A 19,785-nucleotide genomic window follows, 5' to 3' on the forward strand; every position below is an offset into this window, starting at 1 on the left:
CGGATACTCGGGCGGGGGGCGTAGCCTTCCCCTTCTCTTACTACCCTTCCTCCTTTCATGAACCTGACGGAAAATATAGTGCTCATTACGGGCGGCGGCTCGGGCATCGGGCTGGCGCTGGCCGAGCGGTTTCAGCGGGCGGGCAGCATGGTAATTGCCGTGGGCCGCCGCGAAGACAAGCTCCGGGAGGCCCAGCGGCGCCTGCCCGGCCTGCACATCCGGGCCTGCGACGTGGCCCAGGCCGCCGACCGGGTGGCCCTGGCTGAGTGGGCCCGCCAGGAGTTTCCCAACCTGAATGTGCTGGTGAATAACGCCGGTATCCAGCGGCGCTTTCAGCTCATGGAGGAAGAAGACTGGGAAACCCGTCGGCAGGAGCTGGTTATCAACGTGGAAGCGCCCATTCACCTGACTACCCTGTTTATTCCGCAGCTGCGGGCGCAGGCCAACCCGGCCATCATCAACGTTACCTCGGGGCTGGCGTTTGCTCCCATGGCCCAGGCCCCCATCTACAGCGCCACCAAGGCGGCTCTGCACTCCTTCACGCTGTCGTTGCGGCATCAGCTGGCGGCTACCCCCATTCGGGTGCTGGAAGTGGTGCCCCCGGCCGTAAACACCGACCTCGGCGGGGCCGGCCTGCACACCTGGGGAGTACCCGTCGATGATTTCGCTGACTCCGTAATGCAGCGCCTAGCTGCCGGCGAGCAGGAGGTGGGCTACGGAACATCCGAGGAAATCCGCCGGGCTTCGCGGGAACAGATCGACGCCCGCTTCCAGCTCATCAACAACCGGTAAGCGGTGTGCTACCCCCTTCTGCAGCGCAAAGCCCCGAGCCGCAGTTAGATCAGCGGCTCGGGGCTTGGGTGTTATTGGAGGGGTAGGGGGTTAGGCCGTTGCCGCAGCTACTTGCACCGGGTGCAGGGCCTGCCACTCCGCTTTAAGCATGCTCATTTCCACCAGGCTCCAGTATTCGTCCTCGTACCGGAGCACGTCGCGGGAGCAGCCTTCCCGCTGCATGCCGGCGCGGTTGTAAGCCCGGATGGCGGCTTCGTTGAAGCTGTACACGCCCAAGGCAATACGGTGCAGGCCCAGCTGCTCGAAACCAAAGCGCAGCACTTCCGTGAGCATGCGGGCGGCAAAGCCCTGGCCCCGCCACTGCGGATCGATAAACACCCGGCTCACGCGGGCCGCGCTGTTTTTCTGGCTGATGCTGCCCAGGGAAATATGGCCCACCACCGTTTCGGTAGTGGTGTCAATGGCCTTGAAGATAAATACATCTGAGGAGCCGGGCACGTTGCTATCCTGCAGGTACCAGTCCAGCTTGTCGGGGTTGAGGGGGTAGTTGAACATGGGGCCCGACCAGTTCATGAGCAGGTGGGGCGAGTCAATCCAGGTAATGAGTTGGTCGAAGTCAGAGGAAGTGAAATATTCCAGTCGGATCATGCCATACGAGAGCAGCTTATTTCTTATGGGTATAGTACCATAACTGGCTGCGTAATCTACAAATATAAGGCTGAAAAGCTGATTTTTGTTCAATTTATTGCTGGTTAATCATCGCCGGGCGCCGGGGTAAACGGCTGATCCGGCGCTGCTACCAGGGTGCGGGTTTTGGGCAGGCTTTCGGGGTAGTGCTGCTGAATAAAAAGCACCAGCTGCTCGCGCACCGCGCACCGCAAGTCGAAGGCCCGGCTGGAGTTGGAGGCACTCACCAGGCAGCGCAGCTCCAGGGTGCGCTCCTTGGAATCGGTGACTTGCAGCACGCACACGCGCCCGTCCCAGAGCGGATTTTCCTCTACCAGGCGCTGCAGCTCGGTGCGCACGGCTTCTACCGGAATGGTGTAGTCGGTGTATAGGAACACGGTGCCCAGTAGCTGGGAGGTGGTGCGGGTCCAGTTCTGGAAGGGCTTCTCAATGAAATAGTTGAGGGGCAGCACCAGGCGCCGCTCGTCCCAGATGCGCAGCACCACGTAGGTAAACGTAATTTCCTCTACCCGGCCCCACTCGCCCTCCACCACCAGCACGTCATCGAGCCGGATGGGCTGGGTGAAGGCAATCTGGAAGCCGGCCAGCAGGTTGCTGATGGAGCGCTGCGCCGCGAAGCCCACAATCACGCTGGCAATGCCGGCCGAGGTGAGCAAACCCGTCCCGATTTTGCGCACCGTGGCAAAGCTCATGAGTACCAGGGCCGTAGCCACGAAAATAATGAGCGTGACGGCCAGCTTCTTCACGAACTGCAGCTGAGTAAACAGCTTGCGCACCCGCAGGTTGTCGTCGTCGGTGAGGCGGTAGTGGTGCTGCACCAGGTCTTCCACCACATCCACGGTTTTGACCAGGCCCCAGGCAAAGGTGGTGAGCAGGGCCGTTTCCACCAGGCGGCGGGCCACCTCCAGGGCGCGGTCTTCGAGGCGGGTGAGGGGTAGCACAAAGGACAACACCAGCACCGGAAAAAACCAGGCGCTGGGTCGGCTCAGGTGTTGCAGAACTGACTGGGCCAGCAGGGCGGGCTCGCGCCGGTTGTAAGCTGCCAACAGCCAGAAAGCCAGCTGCTTCAGTAGCCAGCCGGCCACCAGGCTACCCGCCACTACGGCCGTGGCGTGCATAATCAGGCGCAGCTGCTGCAGATCAGAAAAGAAGTCAGACATAGGCACCGGCCGGGCAGCATTGGGCCGCGGCCGGGTGGTTTTTCTACCCGAAAGCTGCCGGAAAGGTTAGCCCGGCCCGGTGGGGCGGGGCTAGCCCAACTGGGCCCCGCGCCGCTGCAGTTCCTGCCGGGCCCGGGCATAGCCCTCGGCCGAAATAGCCCGGGTGGCCGCTTCCAGAAACCGCACCTGGAAACCTTCCTGCAGGGCATCTAGGGCCGAGAAGTTCACGCAAAAATCGGCGGCCAGGCCGCAGAGGTGTACCTCCCGCACCCCGCGCCCCCGGAGGTAGTCGGCCAGCCCCGTGCTTTTGCGGTGGCCGTTGTCGAAGAAGCCGCTGTACGAGTCGATTTCGGGGTTGGTGCCCTTGCGGAAAATGGCCTCGATGCGGTGCTGGTCCAGGGCGGGGATGAACTCGGCCCCGGCGGTACCCTGCACGCAGTGGTCGGGCCAGAGGGTTTGGGGCAGACCATGCAGGTCAATCTGCTCGAAGGGCTGGCGGCCGGGGTGCTGGCTGGCAAAGCTCTGGTGGTCAGCCGGGTGCCAGTCCTGGGTAGCCACCACCAGGTCATAGGCCGGCTGCAGCTCGTTGGCGAGAGAAATGATTTCGTTGCCACCGGGCACGGCCAGGGAGCCGCCCGGCAGGAAGTCGTTCTGAATATCAATCAGCAGCAGAGCTTTCATGCAAACAGGAAAAAAGCGGGGGAGTAGAAATTTGCCGGCCCAAATTAGGAAGGCGGAAACTCAATTAGGGATGGGCATGAAGTAGCCTCCGTAGTACTCTATTCGTATTTCTTAGGACTAAGTTAGCCTCGCTCTTGCTATTTCCTTTTTATGAACTTGTTGCATCATCTGATTTACCAAAGCGAAGTGGTGGCGCCTTTGTCGGAGGCGGAGCTGGGGCGCCTGCTGGAGCAGTGCCGCCACCATAACCAGGCAGCGAGCATCACGGGAATACTGCTTTTTGACGGGAGTCGTTTTTTGCAGGTGTTGGAAGGGCCGCCCAAGGCCGTGGCCGACGTATTCAGCCGCATCCACGCAGATTGCCGCCATACGGCCGTGCAGGTGCTGGCCGATGGCCCCATTGCGCACCGGCAGTTTGCCGGCTGGGCCATTGGTCTGGTAAACGATGTGCGTGAGCCTGCCGCCCTGGGGTACAGGGACCTGCCCGGCCTGCACACCGTTACCGATGCGGCCCTATGGCTGCTGATTCGGGAGTTTCAGGCCAACACCCTCCGGGCGCGCCGGTTTGTGGCCTCGTAAACGATAGGCGGCGCGGTGGAGAAACCAGCGGAGCGCCGCTGGCTGGTAAGTGGCCTATTGCGCGTCAGCCGCTCGCACGGAGCCTGATTGCCGCCGTGTGTGGTTCAGGCCGGATTCATGCTACCTTGCGGGCCGTGGGCAGCAGCTGAGCCGCCGGTGGTGTGGCTGCAGGCCCGGTTTGCGTATGACACTTTTCTCGACTCCGCGTACTGTATGCTTGCTGCTGCTGCTAACTCTGGCCTTGGGTAGCCGGGCGCAGGGCCCCGCGCGGGCGGTGGCCGGCACCCAAGTGTGGCTGGTGCCCCCGGCGGGCTTCACGGCCACCCCCGGCCTGCCCGGTTTCCGGCGGGGCGAGGCCGTGCTGCAGGTGTACGACGTGAAGGGCGGCAACTACTACCGCCAGGCCGCCGGCTTCAACCAGGCCCGGTTTGCGGCGCGCGGGGGCAAGGTGCTGGATTTTCGGGAGGTGCCTGGGGCCTACCCCGCCCGCCTGGCCCGGGTGCAGCTCACGCCCACCCAGGAGTCGGTGCAGCTGCTCTTCGGCGACTCTACTTTTGCCGTGCTGCTCGATGCCCGCTACCCCGCCGCCGATACGGCCCTGGCTACGGCCCTGCGGCGCAGCCTGCTGACGGCTACCTACCAGAAAGCCAGCGGCGCCGGTCCGGCCTCGCTGGCTGGGGCGGTTTTCGGGCTGGACGAGAAAAAGTCGCCGTTTGCGTTGGCTGAAATCCGCGCCGGGCAGTACCTCTACACCCTGGGCGGCCAGCGCAAACCCGACGACGGCCCGGAGCCAACCGTAACGGTCCTGACGCTGCCCTACAACCCCTCCCTAACCGCCGCCGACATCAGCCAGCAGGCCCTGAGCCGCCGAACGGGCCTGGCCGGTTACACCGCCCGCAAAATGTCCTCGGCCAAAGTCAATGACCTGGTTACCTACGAAACCGAAGGCTTCGCGCAACTGCAAGGCCAGCGGGTGCTGGTGTATCAGCAGGTCAGCATTATCGGGAGCACGGCCGTGGCCCTGCAGGGCCTGGCCCGCCAGGATTTCGAGGCGGCACTGGCCCAGTTCAAATCCCTGACGCACACCATCACGGCCTGCGGGAAGTAGCGGCCAGGGCTGGTGTTGGGGCTTACCATCAGCCCACAAACGGGAACTGCTGCAGCTGCTCCCAGGGGCCGTTGCGGTACGCCCAGAGGGTGAGCCCCGTGCCGGCAGCTTCGAACGGCATGAACTCCGCGGTAAGCTGCTGGTGTAGGGCGCGGGCCACGGCAGGCTCTACTTTATTCTGCACCGTAATGTGGGGCTTAAGCCGTTGCTGATCTTGGGGCGTCAGCCAGGCGGCCCAAGCCGTTTGCAGGCTCCGGTGCAGCTGCAGCAGCTCGGGGTTGTGCAGGTCGTAGGCCACGCCACGGCCCAGAAACCGTAACCCCGCCACCTGCAGGGGGAGGGGTGGGGTAGTAGCCGCCACCCGGGCCAGGTACTCGGTAATAGCCCGCGCCTCAGGGCCCGGTAAGTGATGAAACAGCGTAACGTGGGCCTGCAGATAGTTGCGCTCGGGCGGGAAATACTGCTGGCGCAGGGCGTTAAAGTGGGCCTGAGCCGCTTCGTCGAGGGTAAGGGTCAGGATAAGCGGCGCATCAAGGGGTAGGAGCATAGCGAAGGTTGGTCGGCACGGACTAGCAGTACGGCTGTGGGCGCGGCGTGGCTATGATGGGGGGCTTTCCTACCTTGCTGCCATGCCAACGCCTGATCAACACCCTGACTACCTCGACGTAAACCGCACCCTCTGGAATGCCAAGGTAGCCTACCACCTCCGCTCCGAGTTTTATGATGTAGCCGGCTTCCGGGCGGGCCGCTCCTCGCTTAATCCCCTCGAGTTGGCGCTACTGGGCGAGGTAAGCGGGCAGCGGATTCTGCATCTGCAGTGCCATTTCGGGCAGGATTCCATTTCCCTGGCCCGGCTCGGGGCCCAGGTAACGGGCGTCGATCTGTCGGATGAAGCCATTCGGGCGGCCCGGCAGCTGGCCGCGGAGCTTCAAGCGCCCACGGAGTTTGTGTGCTCCGATGTGTACCGCCTGCCCGAAGTGCTGCCCTCTGCGCCCGGTTTCGATGTGGTCTATACTTCCTACGGGGTGCTGGGCTGGCTGCCCGACCTAAGCCAGTGGGCTCAGGTAGCGGCCCGCTACCTGCGGCCCGGCGGCCGACTGGTGCTGGTGGAGTTTCACCCGGTTGTCTGGATGTTCGACGACCAGTTTACCCGCGTGGAGTACAGCTACTTCAACCGCGAAGCCATTGAGGAAACTACCACCGGCACCTACGCCGATGCCACCGCACCCCTGGCCCACCGCTCCATTTCCTGGAACCACGATTTGGGCGAGGTGCTGGGCAGCCTCCTGCGGCAAGGCCTGGTGCTGCAGGATTTTCAGGAGTACGACTACTCGCCCTACAACTGCCTGGCCGGCTTGCAGGAAACCGCGCCCGGCCGCTACCAGCTGGCTGCTCTGCCCGGTAAGCTACCCCTGGTGTATTCCGTGGTGATGCAGCGGCCCTGCTAAAGCAACAGGCCGGCGGGTGCTACCTGCCGGCCTGTTGCTTTAGTAGAACTATTGTCCGCTGCCGGCCACCGCCACGCGGGTAGTGCTGGTGCCGCCGGCCTGCTGCACCCGGAGTACGTAAAGGCCGGCCGCCAGTCCGGCCGTCGGGAGCTGAATTAGGGGTGTGCCTGGGGTAGGCTCCCAGCGCCGTACCACCTGCCCGCGGGCGTTCAGCAGCTCCAGGCGGCTGGCCTGCTCCGGCGCGGCCAGTACTACCTTAATTTCGTCGCGGGCCGGGTTGGGGTAGGTGGTGGCCAGTCCGCGCGCCGGAGGGCTCACCACCTGCACCAGGGAGTGGGCCACGCTGCCATCGGCGTCGTGCATGGCAAGGCGGTAATAGGTTTGGCTGATGAGCGCGCCCGGCTCGGAGGCCGAGTAGCGCTGCCCCGCGGGCCGGTTGCCGGCCGCTACCCGTGCCACGGGCTGCCAGCTGGTAGCCGTGGCGCTGCGCTCTACCTCAAAGTAGGCCGCTTTTTCCTCGCTGGCCGTTTCCCACTCGAAGCGTACGCCGGCGCTGCCGGCTGTGGCCGAGAAGCGCACCAGGTTCACGGGCAGGGGCAGGGCGCCGGGCATGCTCACGGCGTCGCCGCGGGAGCAGCCGAAAGCCGAGCCGTAGGAGCGGCCCGAGTAGCTGCCGGTCAGGCGGTCAATCTTGTAAATGGTACCGCCATCGGCATCCACCGCGTACACGTTGCCGTCGCGGTCCGTGAACATCGAGCCGATGTTCTGCTGGGTTGGGATGGCCGTGGCCGGAATGGTGGTAACGCCCTTGGGCGCAGTAGCGGGGTTGCTGATAGTCAGAAACTTATCTTCTTGCCCCAGGTAGCTCACCAGGTTGCCGGTGCGCACATCGTACACCCAGTCCTGAATACCGCCTTCGGGCACCGAGCCGCTACCCCCGCTATTAAGGTAAGCCTGCAGCTGCGCCTGGTAGCCAGCCAGCACGGCGGCCGTAGCGGGGTCCGAGGTATCGAGGGGGCGCCAGACCGGGGCGGCTGTCGTGAAAGGATTCAACTGCACTACCCCCACGTACAGGCGCACATCGGCCACCCGAAGCCCGGCAAGGCCCAGAATAACCCGGCCCGTAACCCCGCCCACGTAGTACTCGGAGCCCGGGCCGCCGTCGCCGATGAAATTAAAGGTCTGGCGGATTTCGCGCAGCACGGTTTCAAAGCGGCCCACCGGCGAGAGGCCGGTAGTGGGCAGCGGCGGGGGCGTAACCGTGCCCAGGTTGGTGGCTGCTGCCGTGGACAGCGAAACCCAGTACAGGTTGGGCGGCGTGTCGAAGTTGGCTATTGTTACGGGCTGCAGCACGTTCATGGCATATACCGCCGTGGGGTCGGCTACGTCGCAGCCCAGCGCATTCAGAATTAGGGGGGTGGTGCCGTCCAGTACGGTGGCTATCGGGGTCAGGGAGCCATCGGTGTTTACTTGCTGTAGCACCGACGGATTGCCTGCACTGGCCGGACACGGCGCCGTAACGGCGAAGCTGTTGGTGGGAAGCTGGGCCCATACCTCGCGTCCGCTAAGCAAAACAGAAAGAGTGAGTAAGATCTTTTTCATTTTGAGAAAGGGCGAAATGGGTAAGTGGCTGACTGTAGGATGATTATCCTACTGATAAGATACGGAGGAATGCGCTATAAACTTATGTTTCCCAAAAATGGATACACTTTTGGGAAGTTATTTTTGCATTTTATGTAGGGTGTGTGGAGGATGAAAAGATCAAGCCGCTGACCGCTATGGGTAATAAGCCGGTTTTGCTACCTTCCCCCGGTCCTGGTTGCTTGTTCTGTTTTTGCCCATGGGATATACCTTGCTTATCCGCCACTGCGGCCAGCTGCTTACCATGGCCGATACTGGCCGCGCCGGCAGCCCCCTGACCGGCTCCCGCCTGCGCGACTGGCACAGTATTCCCAACGGCTACGTGGCCTGCAAACAGGACCGCATAGTGGCGCTGGGGCCCATGGCGGAGCTGGACGAAAGCCTGGTAACGGCTGCCACCCAAATCGTGGAGGCCCGGGGCCGGGTGGTAATGCCGGGGCTGGTGGAGTGCCACACGCACCTGGTGTTCGGGGGCAACCGGGCGGCCGAGTTTCAGCGCAAGCTCCAGGGCGAGTCTTACCTTGATATTTTGGCCAGCGGGGGCGGTATTCTGAGCACCGTGCGCGCCACCCGGGCCGCCTCCGACGCCCAGCTGCTGGAAAACGCCCTGCACCATTTGGCCGGTTTCCGGCGCTACGGGGTAACCACCCTGGAAGCCAAAACCGGCTACGGCCTCGATGCGGCCACCGAACTGCGGCTGCTTCAAACAGCTCGGGAGGCCGGCCGGCAGCAGCCCGTACGGGTGGTTTCCACCTTTCTGGGAGCCCACGTACCCGGCCCGGAGTACGCCGGCCGCCCCGCTGCCTACCTCGACATGCTGGCGGCCGAAGTCCTACCCCGGCTCGACCCCACTGAGGTGCCGTTCGTGGATATTTTCTGTGAGCAGGGGGCTTTTTCCGTGGCGGATGCGAGGCGCTACCTGACGCGGGCCCGGGAACTGGGCTTCGGGTTGAAAATCCATGCCGAGCAGCTCCACGACCTGGGCGGCTGCGAAATGGCCGCCGGGCTGGGCGCCGTCAGCCTAGACCACTGCGACTACCTGACACCAACTGCGGCGGCCCGTATTGCGGCTCTTACCGGTGGGCGCACGGTGGCCGTGCTGCTGCCGCTGGTACCGCTGTTTCTGCGCCAGGAGCAGTACGCCCCCGGCCGGCAGTTGATTGACGCGGGCCTGCCCGTAGCCATCAGCACCGATTTCAACCCCGGTTCCTGCCCCACCAAAAACCTCTGGCTGGCTTTGTCGGTAGCTTGCCTGAAGATGGGGCTCACGCCCCGCGAGGCCCTGGCCGCCGTGACACTCAATGCTGCCTGGGCCATTGGGCAGCAGCAGGAGTGCGGCAGTCTGGAGCCCGGCAAGCGGGCCGATGTGCTGGTGCTGGACGTGCCCACCCCCGAGGAAATACCGTACTGGCTGGGCGAAAACCCGGTCCGGCACGTCATTATCGGCGGGCAGGTGCAGGCAAGCTGAACGGGCCGCCAGGGCGCTGCAGCGCGGGCTTCAGACCGTAGCCCTTTAGTTAATCTGAAAGCAGGAAGCCGGCTTCAAGGCTGCGAGCTAAAATCCACGCTTGACGGTAGCCCCTGCTACCTCCTGCAACTGATTTGGGTGGCTGCTCGGAGCAGCACTCAGGGCATTAAAAACCGCATATTAGGGCCGGAACCAGTAGTTTCGGCGCTGAATCCGTTTCCTCATCCACTGACTTTTCCTACCCCCGCCCTTATGCTGCTACCCCTCTACCAGGTCGATGCCTTCACCGACCGGCCCTTTGCCGGTAACCCCGCTGCCGTGTGCCCCCTCACCGAGTGGCTGCCCGCCGAAACCATGCAGGCCATTGCTGCCGAAAACAACCTGGCCGAAACCGCCTTTTTCGTCCCGAAATCGGGCCAGGAGTACGAAATCCGCTGGTTTACGCCGGCCGTGGAGGTAGAGCTGTGCGGGCATGCTACCCTGGCTTCGGCCCACGTGCTCTACCGCCACCTCAACTTTCAGGAGGCCGAAATTGTGTTCCACTCCAAAAGCGGGCCGCTGCGCGTGAGCCAGGCCGCGGAGGGGCGCCTGACGCTCGACTTCCCGGCCCGGCCGCCCAAGCCCCTCCGCCAGCACCCCGATGGCCTCCTCGATGGGCTGCGGGCTACCCCCCTGAGCATTCACGCCGGCCCCGACCTGGTGTGCGTGTTTAACTCGGAAGCGGAAGTGCGCGCCCTGCACCCCGACATGGCCCACTTGGCTAAAGTGGAGTACCGCGCCGTTATTGCCACCGCCCCCGGTACCGAGGGTATCGACTTTGTTTCGCGGTTTTTCGGCCCTCGTGTGGGCGTGCCCGAAGACCCGGTAACCGGCTCGGCGCATACTACCCTGGTGCCCTACTGGGCTGAGCGGCTGGGCAAAACCACCTTCCACGCCCGCCAGGTATCGGCCCGCGGCGGCGACCTATGGTGCGAGCTGCGCGGCGACCGGGTGCTGATGAGCGGCCACGCCGTAACCTACCTGAAGGGCGAGATTGAGGTAGGGTAGAAGCTCTGCCCCGTACCCCGGTCGAACGGGCTTAGCCCGTCGGACCGTGACGAGAGGAAATAAGCCGGGCGTACGCGAAAATTTTCGCGTACGCCCGGCTTATTTATTTTATACCTTTTGCGAAGCCGGCTTACTTCCAGCCGCCCCCCAAGGCCCGGTACACATTTACCACGGCCGTGAGCTGCTGGAGCTTGGTCTCGGTCAGGTCGAATTTTGATTCCAGAGCTTCGCGCTGGGTCAGGAGTACCTCGGTATAGTCGGCGCGGGCGGAGCGGAACAGGCTGTTGGAGATGGTAACAGACTGGTTCAGCGCTTCCACGGCGCGGGCTTTTTCGGCGTAGCTTTTATCAAGGTTGCCGAGGTTGGCCAGCTGGTTGGCAACCTCTACGTAAGCCTTCAGAATGGTCTGCTCGTACTGGTAGGCGGTCTGAATCTGGCGGGCGTCGGCGCTGGAATACACCGCGTTAATGCCGTTGCGGTTGACCAGCGGCACTATCAAATCACTCCCCAGGGAGTACAGCATGGATTCGGGGGTAGTGAACAGCAGCCCGGGCTTGAAGGCGCCGGGCGGTGTCAATGAGAGCTACCAGATTGGGGTCCTGGAAAAACTGCTTCCATTGCACCTTGCCTGTGGTATTCACGGAGCCCTGGGTGCTACCCGTGTAAGTGACCGGAACCGCACGGTTCTCAGCTTTTTGCGTCAGCTGCGGGGTTTTGCAGGCGCCCACGGCCAGGGCGAGGGCGGCGGCGCTCAGGCCTTGGTAGATGCGTCTTTTAAGCATGCGCTTCAACTTCAACTAAAGTCTGTGGACAGCAAGGGTTAGTTTTGCCAGATGCGTCGTCATGAATTAAGCGAACGGGAATGGCAGCTGGTCGAGCCGCACACGCGGGGGCGGCTGGGCACGGGCCGCGACAACCGGCAGTTTGTCAATGCGGTGCTCTACCGGGTGCGCACGGGCTGCGCCTGGCGCGAGTTGCCGGAGCGGTTCGGGCCGTGGAACACGGTGGCGCGGCGCTTCCGGCGCTGGGCCACGGCGGGCGTATGGCAGGCCCTGTTCGAGGCCGTGCAGGAGCCGGACTACGCCTGGGTGCTCATCGACTCGACCAGCGTGAAGGCCCACAAAGCCGCGGCCGGGTAAAAAAAAGCACGGCGGCCGCCGAAGGCCTCGGCCGCAGCCGGGGCGGGTGGACGTGCAAGGGGCACGCGGCGGTGGAGGCGCTCGGCAATGGGCTGCGCTTGTTGCTCCCGCCCGGCCAGTGGGCCGGCAGCCCGCAGTTGCCGGGCTTACTAAAGCAGCTGCCCCACCCGCCGGGAGCGGTAGTGGCCGACAAGGCCTGCCATACCAACCGCGTGCTGGCGGCCGTGGTGCAGGCCGGCGCGGAGACGGTGATTCCGCCCAAACGCACCCGTGCCCACCAGCGCGCCTTCGATCAACACGTGTATGCCGACCGCAACAAAGTGGAACGCTTCTTCGGCCGCCTCAAAGAAGCCTGCGGCTTTGCCACCCGGTATGAAAAGACGGCGACGTCGTTTTTAGCGGTGGCCCACTTGCTCGCTGCCCTCGATTGGCTGCGCTAGATGCCCACAGACTTTAGGCTAGGAAAGAAAACTTCGATTTAATCGGGTTCAGGGAAACCATCTTTCGGCACTGCCTTTCCCTGAACAACTACCCGCGCACCTGCTCGCGGCCGTAGCCGCCGCGCTCCACTACCTGCTCCACAAACATGGCCTTGCCCGGCACCTGCAGCAGCGCCTCATAAATAGCAACTGGTACGCCCGTATAACGCACCAGCCCGCCGTGCCGGTACTCTATTTCCAGCGTGAGGGTAACGGCATCGTAGCCAACGGCTTTCAGCGAGGACGAGCGGACGGGGCGGCGTTGCATAATTGGAAATAGATGTAACCTAACGACGTGATTCGCTTATTGGGGTAGTCTCCAGATCTGGCTCAGCTTCCTCCGAATCGTCGGAGGTATCTTGTTGATCCAGCAACTGACGCAGGTATGCTTCCTTGCGCTGTACCAGCACCACATATACCGGCCTGCGATTGTTTTCAGAAGTGCGGACCGAAGTAGAAATAATGAAGTTAGCCCCTACATACGTGGTGCGGATGCCGCCATTAACCACGCTGCTGCCTAGACGCTCCATCTTGTACGCAGCAATCTTGGTGCGCAGCGCATCGTAATACAACTTATTGCTGGTCTGATAAAATAAAAGCTGATCTGGACCTGGGTTGTTGATTTGCAGCCACGCCTGGGCCCGCGCACTGCTGTTATTATAGTAAGAGGCGGTCTTTTGGTAGGCCCATGAGGCATGAGCGACTTCCTCTTCGCCTTCCTGCTGAGCGTCATCGAAGGCCCAACCACGGCTAGCCAAATATTCGTTTATCTGATCTACATCCTGCTCCGACAGGGCGGTGAGTTGATCCAAGGATAACTGCTGACCCTGAGAGTTGTCAGGAAGAATAATCAAAAAGAGCAGTAAAGCTATCGTAGGTAATAATGCGCGCATAATGGGCAAAGCAAACCAGATTTTACCGCAAAGTAAATGGTGAGAACCTTACGCCGCTGGCTTTTTCTTCGCGGCAGTGGCCTTCTTGCCGGCGACGGGGGCGGCTAGCTTGCTGGGGTTGTCGGCCAGGAACTTGCCCCAGCTTTTGCCGCCGGCTTTCACGTTGTTGCCCTTCTGGTAATGGTGGCACATGGCTACGGCCAGGGCGTCGGTGGCGTCGAGGAACTTAGGTGCCTCTTCAATGGGGGGCAGCTTCAGGGTCTGGCGGAGCATGTGGGCTACCTGTTCCTTGGTGGCATTGCCGGAGCCCGTTACCGCCTGCTTTACCTTGGTGGGCGCGTACTCCACGTACGGAATCTGGCGGGAAAGGCAGGCGGCAATGGCTACCCCCTGGGCCCGGCCCAACTTCAACATACTCTGCACGTTCACCCCGAAAAACGGCGCTTCAATGGCCAGCTCATCGGGCAGAAACTCCTCAATCAGCTCTGTCATGCGCTCATAGATGCGCTTGAGCTTGAGGGCGTGGTTGGTGCCGAGCTTTTTCATGTCGATGACATCGTAGCGCAGCACGTTCACCTGCTGGCCCTGCACCTCAATCACGGCGTAGCCCATAATCTGGGTGCCGGGGTCAACGCCCATAATCACTTTGGGCAGCAGATCAGCAGAGGCAAGGGGTAGAATCATAGCGCGTTAGCAGGGAGCGAGAAGATAGGCAGAGTGAGGTGAATTTTCGTCGGTAACTTGCCGAAGCAAACCAACCAGCTGCCCACTTGTCTGCGCCTCACCTACAAAACTACGTCCAAAAGCCGGAAGAACCGGCTTCCCGGCGGCGCGGACTGGTGGTAGCGGGCAAACTCCTCATCACGCTCCTGACCCTGGGGCTGCTCTGGCACTCCGTGGTGGCCGATGAAGCCACGGCCGCCGCGTGGCGGGGCCTGCTCCGGCGCACCCTCAGCGGCGAAGGCCGGGGCCCGGTGTTGCTGGCTTTGCTGCTTATGCCCCTGAACTGGGGGCTGGAAGCCTGGAAATGGTGGCGCCTGGCCCGGCATCTGGAGCCCGTATCGTTTCGGCGCAGCTTCCGGGCGGTGCTGGTGGGCCTCACCCTGGGATTCGTGACTCCCAACCGGGTAGGCGACTACGCCGGCCGCATTATTGAGCTGAAAAGCCGGCGGCTCGATGCGTTGGGGGCGGTGTTTCTGGGGCGCTATTGCCAACTGGTGGCAACGGTAGTGGCCGGCACGGCGGGGCTGCTGTATTTTCTGCTGCGGTTTTACCTGGCGGGCTACCCGGCGGCCCAGGTGGGGGTAGGGCTGGCTACGCTGCTGCTGAACGCGGCGGTTTTGCTACCCCTCTATTACTCGCAAATGCTGGTGGCGGCCGTGCAGGCCGTGCGCCCACTCCGGCGCTTCAGCCGGTTTCTGGCCGTGATGCCCACTTACCCCGCCCGCGCCCTCACAGCCGTGCTGCTGATTTCCAGCTTGCGCTACGCCGTGTTCTGCGCGCAGTTTGGGTTGCTGCTATGGGCCTATGGGGTGCAGGCGCCGCTAGGGCCGGCCCTGGCGGCCGTGGCGGGCACGTTTCTGCTAAAGTCGTTGGTACCCTCACTCAACGCCCTGGCCGATGTAGGTGTGCGGGAGCTATCGGCCACGCACTTGTTTGGGCTGCTGGGCGAGCCGGTGCTGCCCGTGCTCAGCGCCAGCCTGAGCCTGTGGGTGCTCAACATTGCCGTGCCCAGCGCCATCGGGCTGGTGTTTGTGCTGCGGATGAAGGTGCTGCGCAAGCGCCAGAAAAGCCGGCCCGCGCCGGAGGCGGCCCGATGAGCAGTGCCTGGATAGCCACACTAGCTCTGCTGAGCCTCAATGGCAGCTACCTCTGGCAGATGCTGCGGTTTCGGGGTCCATGGCAGCGGCAGATGGCATCAGGAGGTAGGGTAGGAGGGCAGCCGCTGGTAGCAGCAGTCGCCGCTGCTGAAACCAGCGGAGCTCCAGAAGAAGCCGAAACTCCCGGCTTTTCTATCATCATAGCGGCCCGTAACGAAGCTGAAAACTTACCTAATCTGCTCCGTGACTTGCAGCAGCAAAACCCAGTTTCGGGCGGGATAGAGCTGATTATAGTCGATGATCATTCAACCGATAACACGGCCAGGATAGTAACTGAAGCGGCACAGGAGCTGCCGTTCCCGGTGCGCTTGGTGCAGCTGGCGCAGGTGCCCGGCGCGCCCACCGGCAAAAAAGCCGCCGTGCAGGCCGCCGTGCAGGTGGCCCGCGCCCCCTGGGTTCTCCTCACCGATGCTGACTGCCGGGTGCCCGCCGGCTGGGTGCAGGCCTATGCTGAGCTAGTAGCTACGGATGCCGCCGCGCGCTTCATTAGTGGCCCCGTCCTCCTGACGGGCACCGGCTGGCTGGCAACCCTGCAGGGTCTGGAGTTGGCCGGGCTGGTAGGGGTAGGGGCTGCCAGTATTGGCCGGAACCGGCCTACCATGTGCAACGGCGCCAACCTGGCCTACCGCCGCGCCGATTTCTTTGCCGTGAATGGCTACCAGGGCAACGAGGCCGTACCCAGCGGCGACGATGAGTTTCTGCTGCACAAGCTGCACGCCGCCTTTCCCGGCAGCATCCGGTTTCTGGCCCAGCAGGCGGCCCTGGTGCGCACGGCGGCCCAACCCACGGTGCGCCGGCTACTGCGGCAGCGGGTGCGCTGGGCTAGCAAGTGGCGCCATTACCAAACCTCGGCGCCGCAGCAACTGGCGGTGCTGGTGCTGCTGAGCAACCTCACGTTTCCGGTGGGGCTGGGGCTGTGGGGGTTTGGGGTGGTTTCGGGGGTAGGGGTACTGAGCGCCTGGGCTATCAAGCTCCTGGCCGATGTGGTGTTTCTGCGGCCGGTGCTGCGGTTTCTGGGGCGGCCGGAGTGGCTTTGGTGGGTGCCGGTACTGCAGCTGGCCTACGGGCCCTACGCCCTGGCCACCGGCCTGCTGGGCCTGCGCGGCAGCTATGAGTGGAAGGACCGAAGGTTGGGCGCCAAATAGGGGGTAGGGGCGTCAAACAAGCAAGCAGATAAAAGCGTGCGTACACTTGTGTTTACGGTGTTTCGGCGCGTACTTATTCTGTCTTTGTTGTTTCATCCTTCGTTCCCGTTTCCTATGAATAAGGCGTGGTTAGAAGTTGTGATGCCGGCTAGTTTGGTGCTGATTTTCTGTACGATTATGGTATTTGGGTTTTCGATGAGCGGACTGCTAGTTGAGCCTGCGCCCGTGGCCCCGGAGCTAGCCGGTGAGCCTGCTAAGCCAACGGCGAAGCCCATTATGCCAAATCCAGTACCAACCGGAGCCGATGCCGCTGCAGTTGCCGCTGGTGATGCTCTTTTCAAAAGAAACTGCGCCCAGTGCCACGCCGTGAACGATGTGGTAGTAGGCCCTGCGCTTGCTGGTATTGCCAAGCGGCGGCCTATGTCCTGGATCATTCCCTGGGTGAAGAACTCCAGCAAAATGGTGGCAAAGGGCGACGAATATGCAGTGAAAATCTTCAACCAGTACTCTAAGCAGCAGATGCCCAGCTTTCAGCTCTCGGATCAGGAAATCAAAGCCATTGTTACGTATATCGAATTCCAGGAGCAGCAGATGACGGACCCGGTTGCTACGGGGGTAGTAGCTTGCCGATAACCCAGATTCCTCAATTCGCTCGGAATGGCAGTTAGGTAAGGATTGCTTTACGGTTTCCGAAAAAGCACATTCCTTCTTCCTACCCCCAAACCCTTCCAAACCCTACCTTTGCCCGCACAACCACCCGCCTTTCCCCGTGACTGACGCTGAATTTGACATCCTCGACGAGCTGTACTTCGTCACTTCCTTTACCGACCTGGGCCAGAAAACCGGCCTCGCGCCCGCCGAGCTGGAGCGTACCCTGCGCGGCCTGCTGGAGCAGGGCCTGATCCGCAGCTTCTGGCCCGACCCCGATACCGAGCTGGCCTTCGAGGAAAGCTCCTTCGGGGCCATTGTGCGCGACTGTTACTTTCTGGCCTCCAAGGAAGGGCTGCTCCAACACAACACCCGCTAGCCGTGGCAGTTACTACGGCTCCCGTAGCCGCCGCTTCCGTGGCCCGGCCGCCCAGCTACTACGTGCGCCAGCGCCTGCTGCGCAACGCGCCGGCCATGCTGGGGCTGGGCTTTATCGTGCTGTGCACGCTGGTAGCGCTGCTGGGCTACTGGGTACTGCCCGATAACTCGCCCAACGCCAACAACGGCCTGGTGCAGCTCCAGAAAGAAGCCCCCGGCTTCCGGGCTACCGTGCTGCGCCTGGCCCTGCCCGATTCGGCCCGCGCCGGGGGTAGCAACTTCCTGCGTACCTGGTGGGAAGGCCAGGCTCCGCAGGTTCAGGAAGTGCCCATCGGGGGCTACCGTTTCCAGGGCGATTCGCTCCTGACCACGCCCTACCAGAACCACTCCGCCCTCGCCGACCAGCCGCAGGCCTACCCCCTGTCGGCCGTGACGGGCCACGCCGGGCCCGCGGCGGCGCTTCGTCAGGAAATAGAGCAGGACCACATTCTGCCGCGCACCTACTGGCTAGGCACCGACAAAGCCGGCCGCGACGAGCTGAGCCGCCTGCTGCTGGGCACCCGCGTGAGCCTGGGCATCGGGCTGGTGGCCGTCCTGATTTCCGTGGCGTTGGGGATGCTTATTGGGGCCGTAGCGGGCTACGTGGGGGGCTGGGTCGATAGTTTGCTGCTGGGCCTGATGACGGTGGTGTGGAGCATTCCGGGCATCATGCTGGTAATTGCCATTTCCCTGGCCCTCGACAGCAAAGGCGTCTGGACCTCCTTCGTGGCCGTGGGCCTGACGATGTGGGTGGATGTGGCCCGCGTGGTGCGGGGCCAGATGCTGAGCCTACGCGAAAAAACCTTCGTGGAAGCCGGCCGCGTGCTGGGCCTGCCCCAGAGCCGCCTGATTGCCCGCCACCTCTTACCCAATATGATTGGCCCCCTGATTGTGCTGGCAACCAGCAATTTCGCGGCGGCCATTCTGCTGGAAGCCGGCCTGAGCTTCCTGGGGCTGGGGGTGCAGCCGCCGGCGCCCTCGTGGGGGCTGATGGTAAACGAAGGCTTTCAGCTGCTGGGCACCGCGGCCGGTTTCTGGCTGACGCTGCTGCCGGGTCTGGCTATCAGTCTGCTGGTGCTGAGCTTCAACCTGTTAGGCAACGGCTTGCGCGATGCTTACGACCCCAAAACTCCGCTGAGCTAACGGCGCCGACCGCTGGCCGCACAGATAAACTCCCGGTTCAGGTTTCGAGTAGAGTGGCACCGTCGTACTTTCGGGGTGTTTCTTTCTTTTGTAGCCTTTCTTTCTCCCTGCCTATATGCCAACGATTACTCCCGAAAAGCGCCTGTTCCTGAAGGAGCGTGAGCTGGGGGCGCTACTGGAAATCACCCAGGCCATCAACCAGGACCCTACCGAGGCCGCGCTGTACAAAATCTTCCAGTTTACCCTGCTCGGCCAGCTCAATATCCGGCGGCTGGTGCTCTACGTGAAAGAGGAAGGCAAGTGGCAGTGCACGGTGTCGTTCGGGGCCGGCCTGCCCGATTTTTATAAAATTGCCCTGCCCGCCGCCATTCTGGAAAACTGCACCAGCGTCCCGTGTCCCCTTAGCAGCTTCGGCAACCTGGGCCCGGCGTGGCAGCACCTGGAAACCGTTATTCCGGTGGTGCAGAACGGAGAGGTGCTGGCTTACGTGCTCATCGGCAACGTGCACGAAGACTACGCCAGCGAGGAAGCTACCAAGTTTCTGCAGACGCTGAGCAACATCCTCATTGGGGCCATTGAAAACCGGCGCCTGGCCCGGCAGCGGGTAGCGGCGGCGGCCATGCGCAAGGAAATTGAAATTGCCCAGGAAGTGCAAACCATGCTCTTCCCGCGCAAGCTCCCCAACGACGCCCACGTAGCCGTGCATGCTTCCTACGTGCCCCACACGGCCGTGGGCGGCGACTACTACGACGTGGTAAGCCTGGATGCCGACCGGTTTCTGTTCTGCGTGGCCGACGTTTCGGGCAAGGGCGTGGCGGCTTCCCTGCTGATGTCGAACTTCCAGGCCGGGCTGCGCACCCTGCTGCGCCAGCAGGCCGATTTGGGCACCGTAGCCCAGGAGCTCAACAACCTCATCTTCCGCAATGCCGGCGGCGACAAGTTTATCACTGTCTTTTTCGGCCTCTACAACCGCGCTACCCGGGAGCTGCAGTACGTAAACGCCGGCCACAACGACCCGCTGCTGATTCCGGACTCCGGCCCGATTCTGCTGCTGAAGGAAGGCTCCATAATGCTGGGCGTTATGGATGAGCTCCCCATGCTGAAGGTGGGTACTATCGTTGTGCCCCCGCGCACCCTGCTGTTTTCCTACACCGACGGCCTGACGGAAGTGTTTGATAAAGACCAGAATGAGTTTGGGGAGGAAGGGGTACTGCGCGTGCTGCGCCACAACCGCTACGCCCCGTTATCCACCGTACACCGCGAGCTGCTCCGCGAAATCGAAGCGCACAACGTCAACGGTGCCGGCTTCGCCGACGACGTAACCATCCTGAGCTGCCGGTTTAAGTAAATGAGGGGAAACGTGATGAGGTGACAGGTGAAGGGTGACAGGTAAAACGTGATGAGGTGAAAAGACTGGCCTAGCGGCAGAC

20 protein-coding genes and 2 pseudogenes are annotated in these 19,785 nt (G+C 62.7%); 13 read left to right on the plus strand and 9 right to left on the minus strand.

Annotated elements, in window-relative coordinates:
* Window positions 1-57: 57 nt before the first annotated feature.
* On the plus strand, window positions 58-792 hold the full coding sequence (locus tag GGU46_RS08930; RefSeq protein ID WP_183403182.1) for an SDR family oxidoreductase: 735 nt from the start codon (window positions 58-60) through the stop codon (window positions 790-792).
* Window positions 793-882: 90 nt separating this feature from the next.
* Here GGU46_RS08930 and GGU46_RS08935 read toward each other — a convergent pair whose 3' ends face one another.
* The 3 genes from GGU46_RS08935 to pncA form a co-directional block, all read right to left on the minus strand.
* A complete protein-coding gene (locus GGU46_RS08935; RefSeq protein ID WP_183403183.1) occupies window positions 883-1,440 on the minus strand; it encodes a GNAT family N-acetyltransferase in 558 nt (185 codons plus the stop codon).
* Window positions 1,441-1,544: 104 nt separating this feature from the next.
* The gene (locus GGU46_RS08940) at window positions 1,545-2,639 is read right to left on the minus strand and encodes a mechanosensitive ion channel family protein (protein ID WP_246398832.1); all 1,095 of its coding nucleotides are present in this window, start codon (window positions 2,637-2,639) and stop codon (window positions 1,545-1,547) included.
* 90 nt (window positions 2,640-2,729) lie between these two features.
* A complete protein-coding gene (pncA, locus tag GGU46_RS08945; RefSeq protein WP_183403184.1) occupies window positions 2,730-3,320 on the minus strand; it encodes a bifunctional nicotinamidase/pyrazinamidase in 591 nt (196 codons plus the stop codon).
* A 150-nt stretch (window positions 3,321-3,470) separates the two neighbouring features.
* Here pncA and GGU46_RS08950 point away from each other — a divergent pair, with 150 nt between their 5' ends.
* A complete protein-coding gene (locus GGU46_RS08950) occupies window positions 3,471-3,899 on the plus strand; it encodes a BLUF domain-containing protein (RefSeq protein ID WP_183403185.1) in 429 nt (142 codons plus the stop codon).
* Between the two features lie 184 nt (window positions 3,900-4,083).
* A complete protein-coding gene (locus GGU46_RS08955) occupies window positions 4,084-5,007 on the plus strand; it encodes a hypothetical protein (RefSeq protein ID WP_183403186.1) in 924 nt (307 codons plus the stop codon).
* A gap of 28 nt (window positions 5,008-5,035) precedes the next feature.
* Here the strand turns inward: GGU46_RS08955 and GGU46_RS08960 are convergent, their stop codons facing one another.
* Window positions 5,036-5,554, minus strand: a complete 519-nt coding sequence (locus tag GGU46_RS08960) for a 2'-5' RNA ligase family protein (protein ID WP_183403187.1) — start codon at window positions 5,552-5,554, stop codon at window positions 5,036-5,038.
* Window positions 5,555-5,636: 82 nt separating this feature from the next.
* Here GGU46_RS08960 and GGU46_RS08965 point away from each other — a divergent pair, with 82 nt between their 5' ends.
* Complete coding sequence (locus tag GGU46_RS08965) at window positions 5,637-6,455, plus strand: class I SAM-dependent methyltransferase (protein WP_183403188.1); 819 nt, start codon at window positions 5,637-5,639, stop codon at window positions 6,453-6,455.
* Between the two features lie 48 nt (window positions 6,456-6,503).
* On the opposite strand, the gene GGU46_RS08970 is transcribed toward GGU46_RS08965, so the two are convergent.
* Window positions 6,504-8,057, minus strand: coding sequence for a T9SS type A sorting domain-containing protein (locus tag GGU46_RS08970; RefSeq protein WP_183403189.1), 1,554 nt, complete (start codon window positions 8,055-8,057; stop codon window positions 6,504-6,506).
* Between the two features lie 238 nt (window positions 8,058-8,295).
* On the opposite strand from GGU46_RS08970, the gene hutI reads away from it, so the two are divergent.
* Both hutI and GGU46_RS08980 read left to right on the plus strand, forming a co-directional pair.
* Window positions 8,296-9,564 (plus strand): imidazolonepropionase, encoded by a 1,269-nt coding sequence (hutI, locus tag GGU46_RS08975; RefSeq protein WP_183403190.1) that lies wholly within the window; start codon window positions 8,296-8,298, stop codon window positions 9,562-9,564.
* Window positions 9,565-9,816: 252 nt separating this feature from the next.
* Window positions 9,817-10,611, plus strand: a complete 795-nt coding sequence (locus tag GGU46_RS08980) for a PhzF family phenazine biosynthesis protein (RefSeq protein ID WP_183403191.1) — start codon at window positions 9,817-9,819, stop codon at window positions 10,609-10,611.
* Window positions 10,612-10,741: 130 nt separating this feature from the next.
* On the opposite strand, the pseudogene GGU46_RS08985 reads toward GGU46_RS08980, so the two are convergent.
* Window positions 10,742-11,173 (minus strand): annotated as a pseudogene (locus GGU46_RS08985) (TolC family protein); the annotation flags it as partial.
* A gap of 285 nt (window positions 11,174-11,458) precedes the next feature.
* Between GGU46_RS08985 and GGU46_RS08990 the strand changes: the two are divergent.
* Window positions 11,459-12,190: pseudogene (locus GGU46_RS08990) on the plus strand (IS5 family transposase); the annotation flags it as partial.
* An 88-nt stretch (window positions 12,191-12,278) separates the two neighbouring features.
* Here GGU46_RS08990 and GGU46_RS08995 read toward each other — a convergent pair.
* Genes GGU46_RS08995 through ruvC form a run of 3 tightly spaced genes read right to left on the minus strand, consistent with a single transcriptional unit; the run spans window position 12,279 to window position 13,806 of the window.
* Window positions 12,279-12,497 (minus strand): KTSC domain-containing protein, encoded by a 219-nt coding sequence (locus tag GGU46_RS08995; protein WP_183403193.1) that lies wholly within the window; start codon window positions 12,495-12,497, stop codon window positions 12,279-12,281.
* A 19-nt stretch (window positions 12,498-12,516) separates the two neighbouring features.
* Window positions 12,517-13,122, minus strand: coding sequence for a hypothetical protein (locus GGU46_RS09000; RefSeq protein WP_183403194.1), 606 nt, complete (start codon window positions 13,120-13,122; stop codon window positions 12,517-12,519).
* Window positions 13,123-13,170: 48 nt separating this feature from the next.
* Window positions 13,171-13,806 (minus strand): crossover junction endodeoxyribonuclease RuvC, encoded by a 636-nt coding sequence (gene ruvC / locus GGU46_RS09005; protein ID WP_183403195.1) that lies wholly within the window; start codon window positions 13,804-13,806, stop codon window positions 13,171-13,173.
* 86 nt (window positions 13,807-13,892) lie between these two features.
* Between ruvC and GGU46_RS09010 the strand changes: the two genes are divergently transcribed.
* The 6 genes from GGU46_RS09010 to GGU46_RS09035 all read left to right on the plus strand — a co-directional run bounded on the left by GGU46_RS09010 (window position 13,893) and on the right by GGU46_RS09035 (window position 19,703).
* Window positions 13,893-14,942 carry a lysylphosphatidylglycerol synthase transmembrane domain-containing protein gene (locus GGU46_RS09010; RefSeq protein ID WP_183403196.1) on the plus strand — a complete coding sequence of 350 codons (1,050 nt, stop codon included), beginning with the start codon at window positions 13,893-13,895 and terminating at the stop codon, window positions 14,940-14,942.
* 92 nt (window positions 14,943-15,034) lie between these two features.
* On the plus strand, window positions 15,035-16,147 hold the full coding sequence (locus GGU46_RS09015; protein ID WP_246398925.1) for a glycosyltransferase: 1,113 nt from the start codon (window positions 15,035-15,037) through the stop codon (window positions 16,145-16,147).
* A 114-nt stretch (window positions 16,148-16,261) separates the two neighbouring features.
* The gene (locus GGU46_RS09020; RefSeq protein WP_246417623.1) at window positions 16,262-16,780 is read left to right on the plus strand and encodes a c-type cytochrome; all 519 of its coding nucleotides are present in this window, start codon (window positions 16,262-16,264) and stop codon (window positions 16,778-16,780) included.
* A gap of 136 nt (window positions 16,781-16,916) precedes the next feature.
* Window positions 16,917-17,174 carry a MarR family transcriptional regulator gene (locus GGU46_RS09025; RefSeq protein WP_183403198.1) on the plus strand — a complete coding sequence of 86 codons (258 nt, stop codon included), beginning with the start codon at window positions 16,917-16,919 and terminating at the stop codon, window positions 17,172-17,174.
* A gap of 2 nt (window positions 17,175-17,176) precedes the next feature.
* Window positions 17,177-18,355, plus strand: a complete 1,179-nt coding sequence (locus GGU46_RS09030; protein WP_317171884.1) for an ABC transporter permease — start codon at window positions 17,177-17,179, stop codon at window positions 18,353-18,355.
* Window positions 18,356-18,470: 115 nt separating this feature from the next.
* Window positions 18,471-19,703, plus strand: coding sequence for a PP2C family protein-serine/threonine phosphatase (locus tag GGU46_RS09035; RefSeq protein ID WP_183403199.1), 1,233 nt, complete (start codon window positions 18,471-18,473; stop codon window positions 19,701-19,703).
* Window positions 19,704-19,785 lie beyond the last annotated feature (82 nt).

This window comes from Hymenobacter latericoloratus (assembly GCF_014199535.1).
GTDB classification, from domain to species: Bacteria; Bacteroidota; Bacteroidia; order Cytophagales; family Hymenobacteraceae; genus Hymenobacter; species Hymenobacter latericoloratus.

Excerpts from the sequence above, each read along its gene's own strand:
- GGU46_RS08930 (WP_183403182.1), top strand. The coding sequence starts at position 58 with ATGAACCTGACGGAAAATATAGTGCTCATTACGGGCGGCGGCTCGGGC.
- GGU46_RS08940 (WP_246398832.1), bottom strand. The coding sequence starts at position 2,639 with ATGTCTGACTTCTTTTCTGATCTGCAGCAGCTGCGCCTGATTATGCAC.
- GGU46_RS08995 (WP_183403193.1), bottom strand. The coding sequence starts at position 12,497 with ATGCAACGCCGCCCCGTCCGCTCGTCCTCGCTGAAAGCCGTTGGCTAC.
- GGU46_RS08965 (WP_183403188.1), top strand. The coding sequence starts at position 5,637 with ATGCCAACGCCTGATCAACACCCTGACTACCTCGACGTAAACCGCACC.
- hutI (WP_183403190.1), top strand. The coding sequence starts at position 8,296 with ATGGGATATACCTTGCTTATCCGCCACTGCGGCCAGCTGCTTACCATG.
- GGU46_RS09020 (WP_246417623.1), top strand. The coding sequence starts at position 16,262 with ATGAATAAGGCGTGGTTAGAAGTTGTGATGCCGGCTAGTTTGGTGCTG.
- GGU46_RS08955 (WP_183403186.1), top strand. The coding sequence starts at position 4,084 with ATGACACTTTTCTCGACTCCGCGTACTGTATGCTTGCTGCTGCTGCTA.
- ruvC (WP_183403195.1), bottom strand. The coding sequence starts at position 13,806 with ATGATTCTACCCCTTGCCTCTGCTGATCTGCTGCCCAAAGTGATTATG.
- GGU46_RS08935 (WP_183403183.1), bottom strand. The coding sequence starts at position 1,440 with ATGATCCGACTGGAATATTTCACTTCCTCTGACTTCGACCAACTCATT.
- GGU46_RS08970 (WP_183403189.1), bottom strand. The coding sequence starts at position 8,057 with ATGAAAAAGATCTTACTCACTCTTTCTGTTTTGCTTAGCGGACGCGAG.
- GGU46_RS09035 (WP_183403199.1), top strand. The coding sequence starts at position 18,471 with ATGCCAACGATTACTCCCGAAAAGCGCCTGTTCCTGAAGGAGCGTGAG.
- GGU46_RS08960 (WP_183403187.1), bottom strand. The coding sequence starts at position 5,554 with ATGCTCCTACCCCTTGATGCGCCGCTTATCCTGACCCTTACCCTCGAC.
- GGU46_RS09000 (WP_183403194.1), bottom strand. The coding sequence starts at position 13,122 with ATGCGCGCATTATTACCTACGATAGCTTTACTGCTCTTTTTGATTATT.
- GGU46_RS08980 (WP_183403191.1), top strand. The coding sequence starts at position 9,817 with ATGCTGCTACCCCTCTACCAGGTCGATGCCTTCACCGACCGGCCCTTT.
- GGU46_RS08950 (WP_183403185.1), top strand. The coding sequence starts at position 3,471 with ATGAACTTGTTGCATCATCTGATTTACCAAAGCGAAGTGGTGGCGCCT.
- GGU46_RS09015 (WP_246398925.1), top strand. The coding sequence starts at position 15,035 with ATGGCATCAGGAGGTAGGGTAGGAGGGCAGCCGCTGGTAGCAGCAGTC.
- pncA (WP_183403184.1), bottom strand. The coding sequence starts at position 3,320 with ATGAAAGCTCTGCTGCTGATTGATATTCAGAACGACTTCCTGCCGGGC.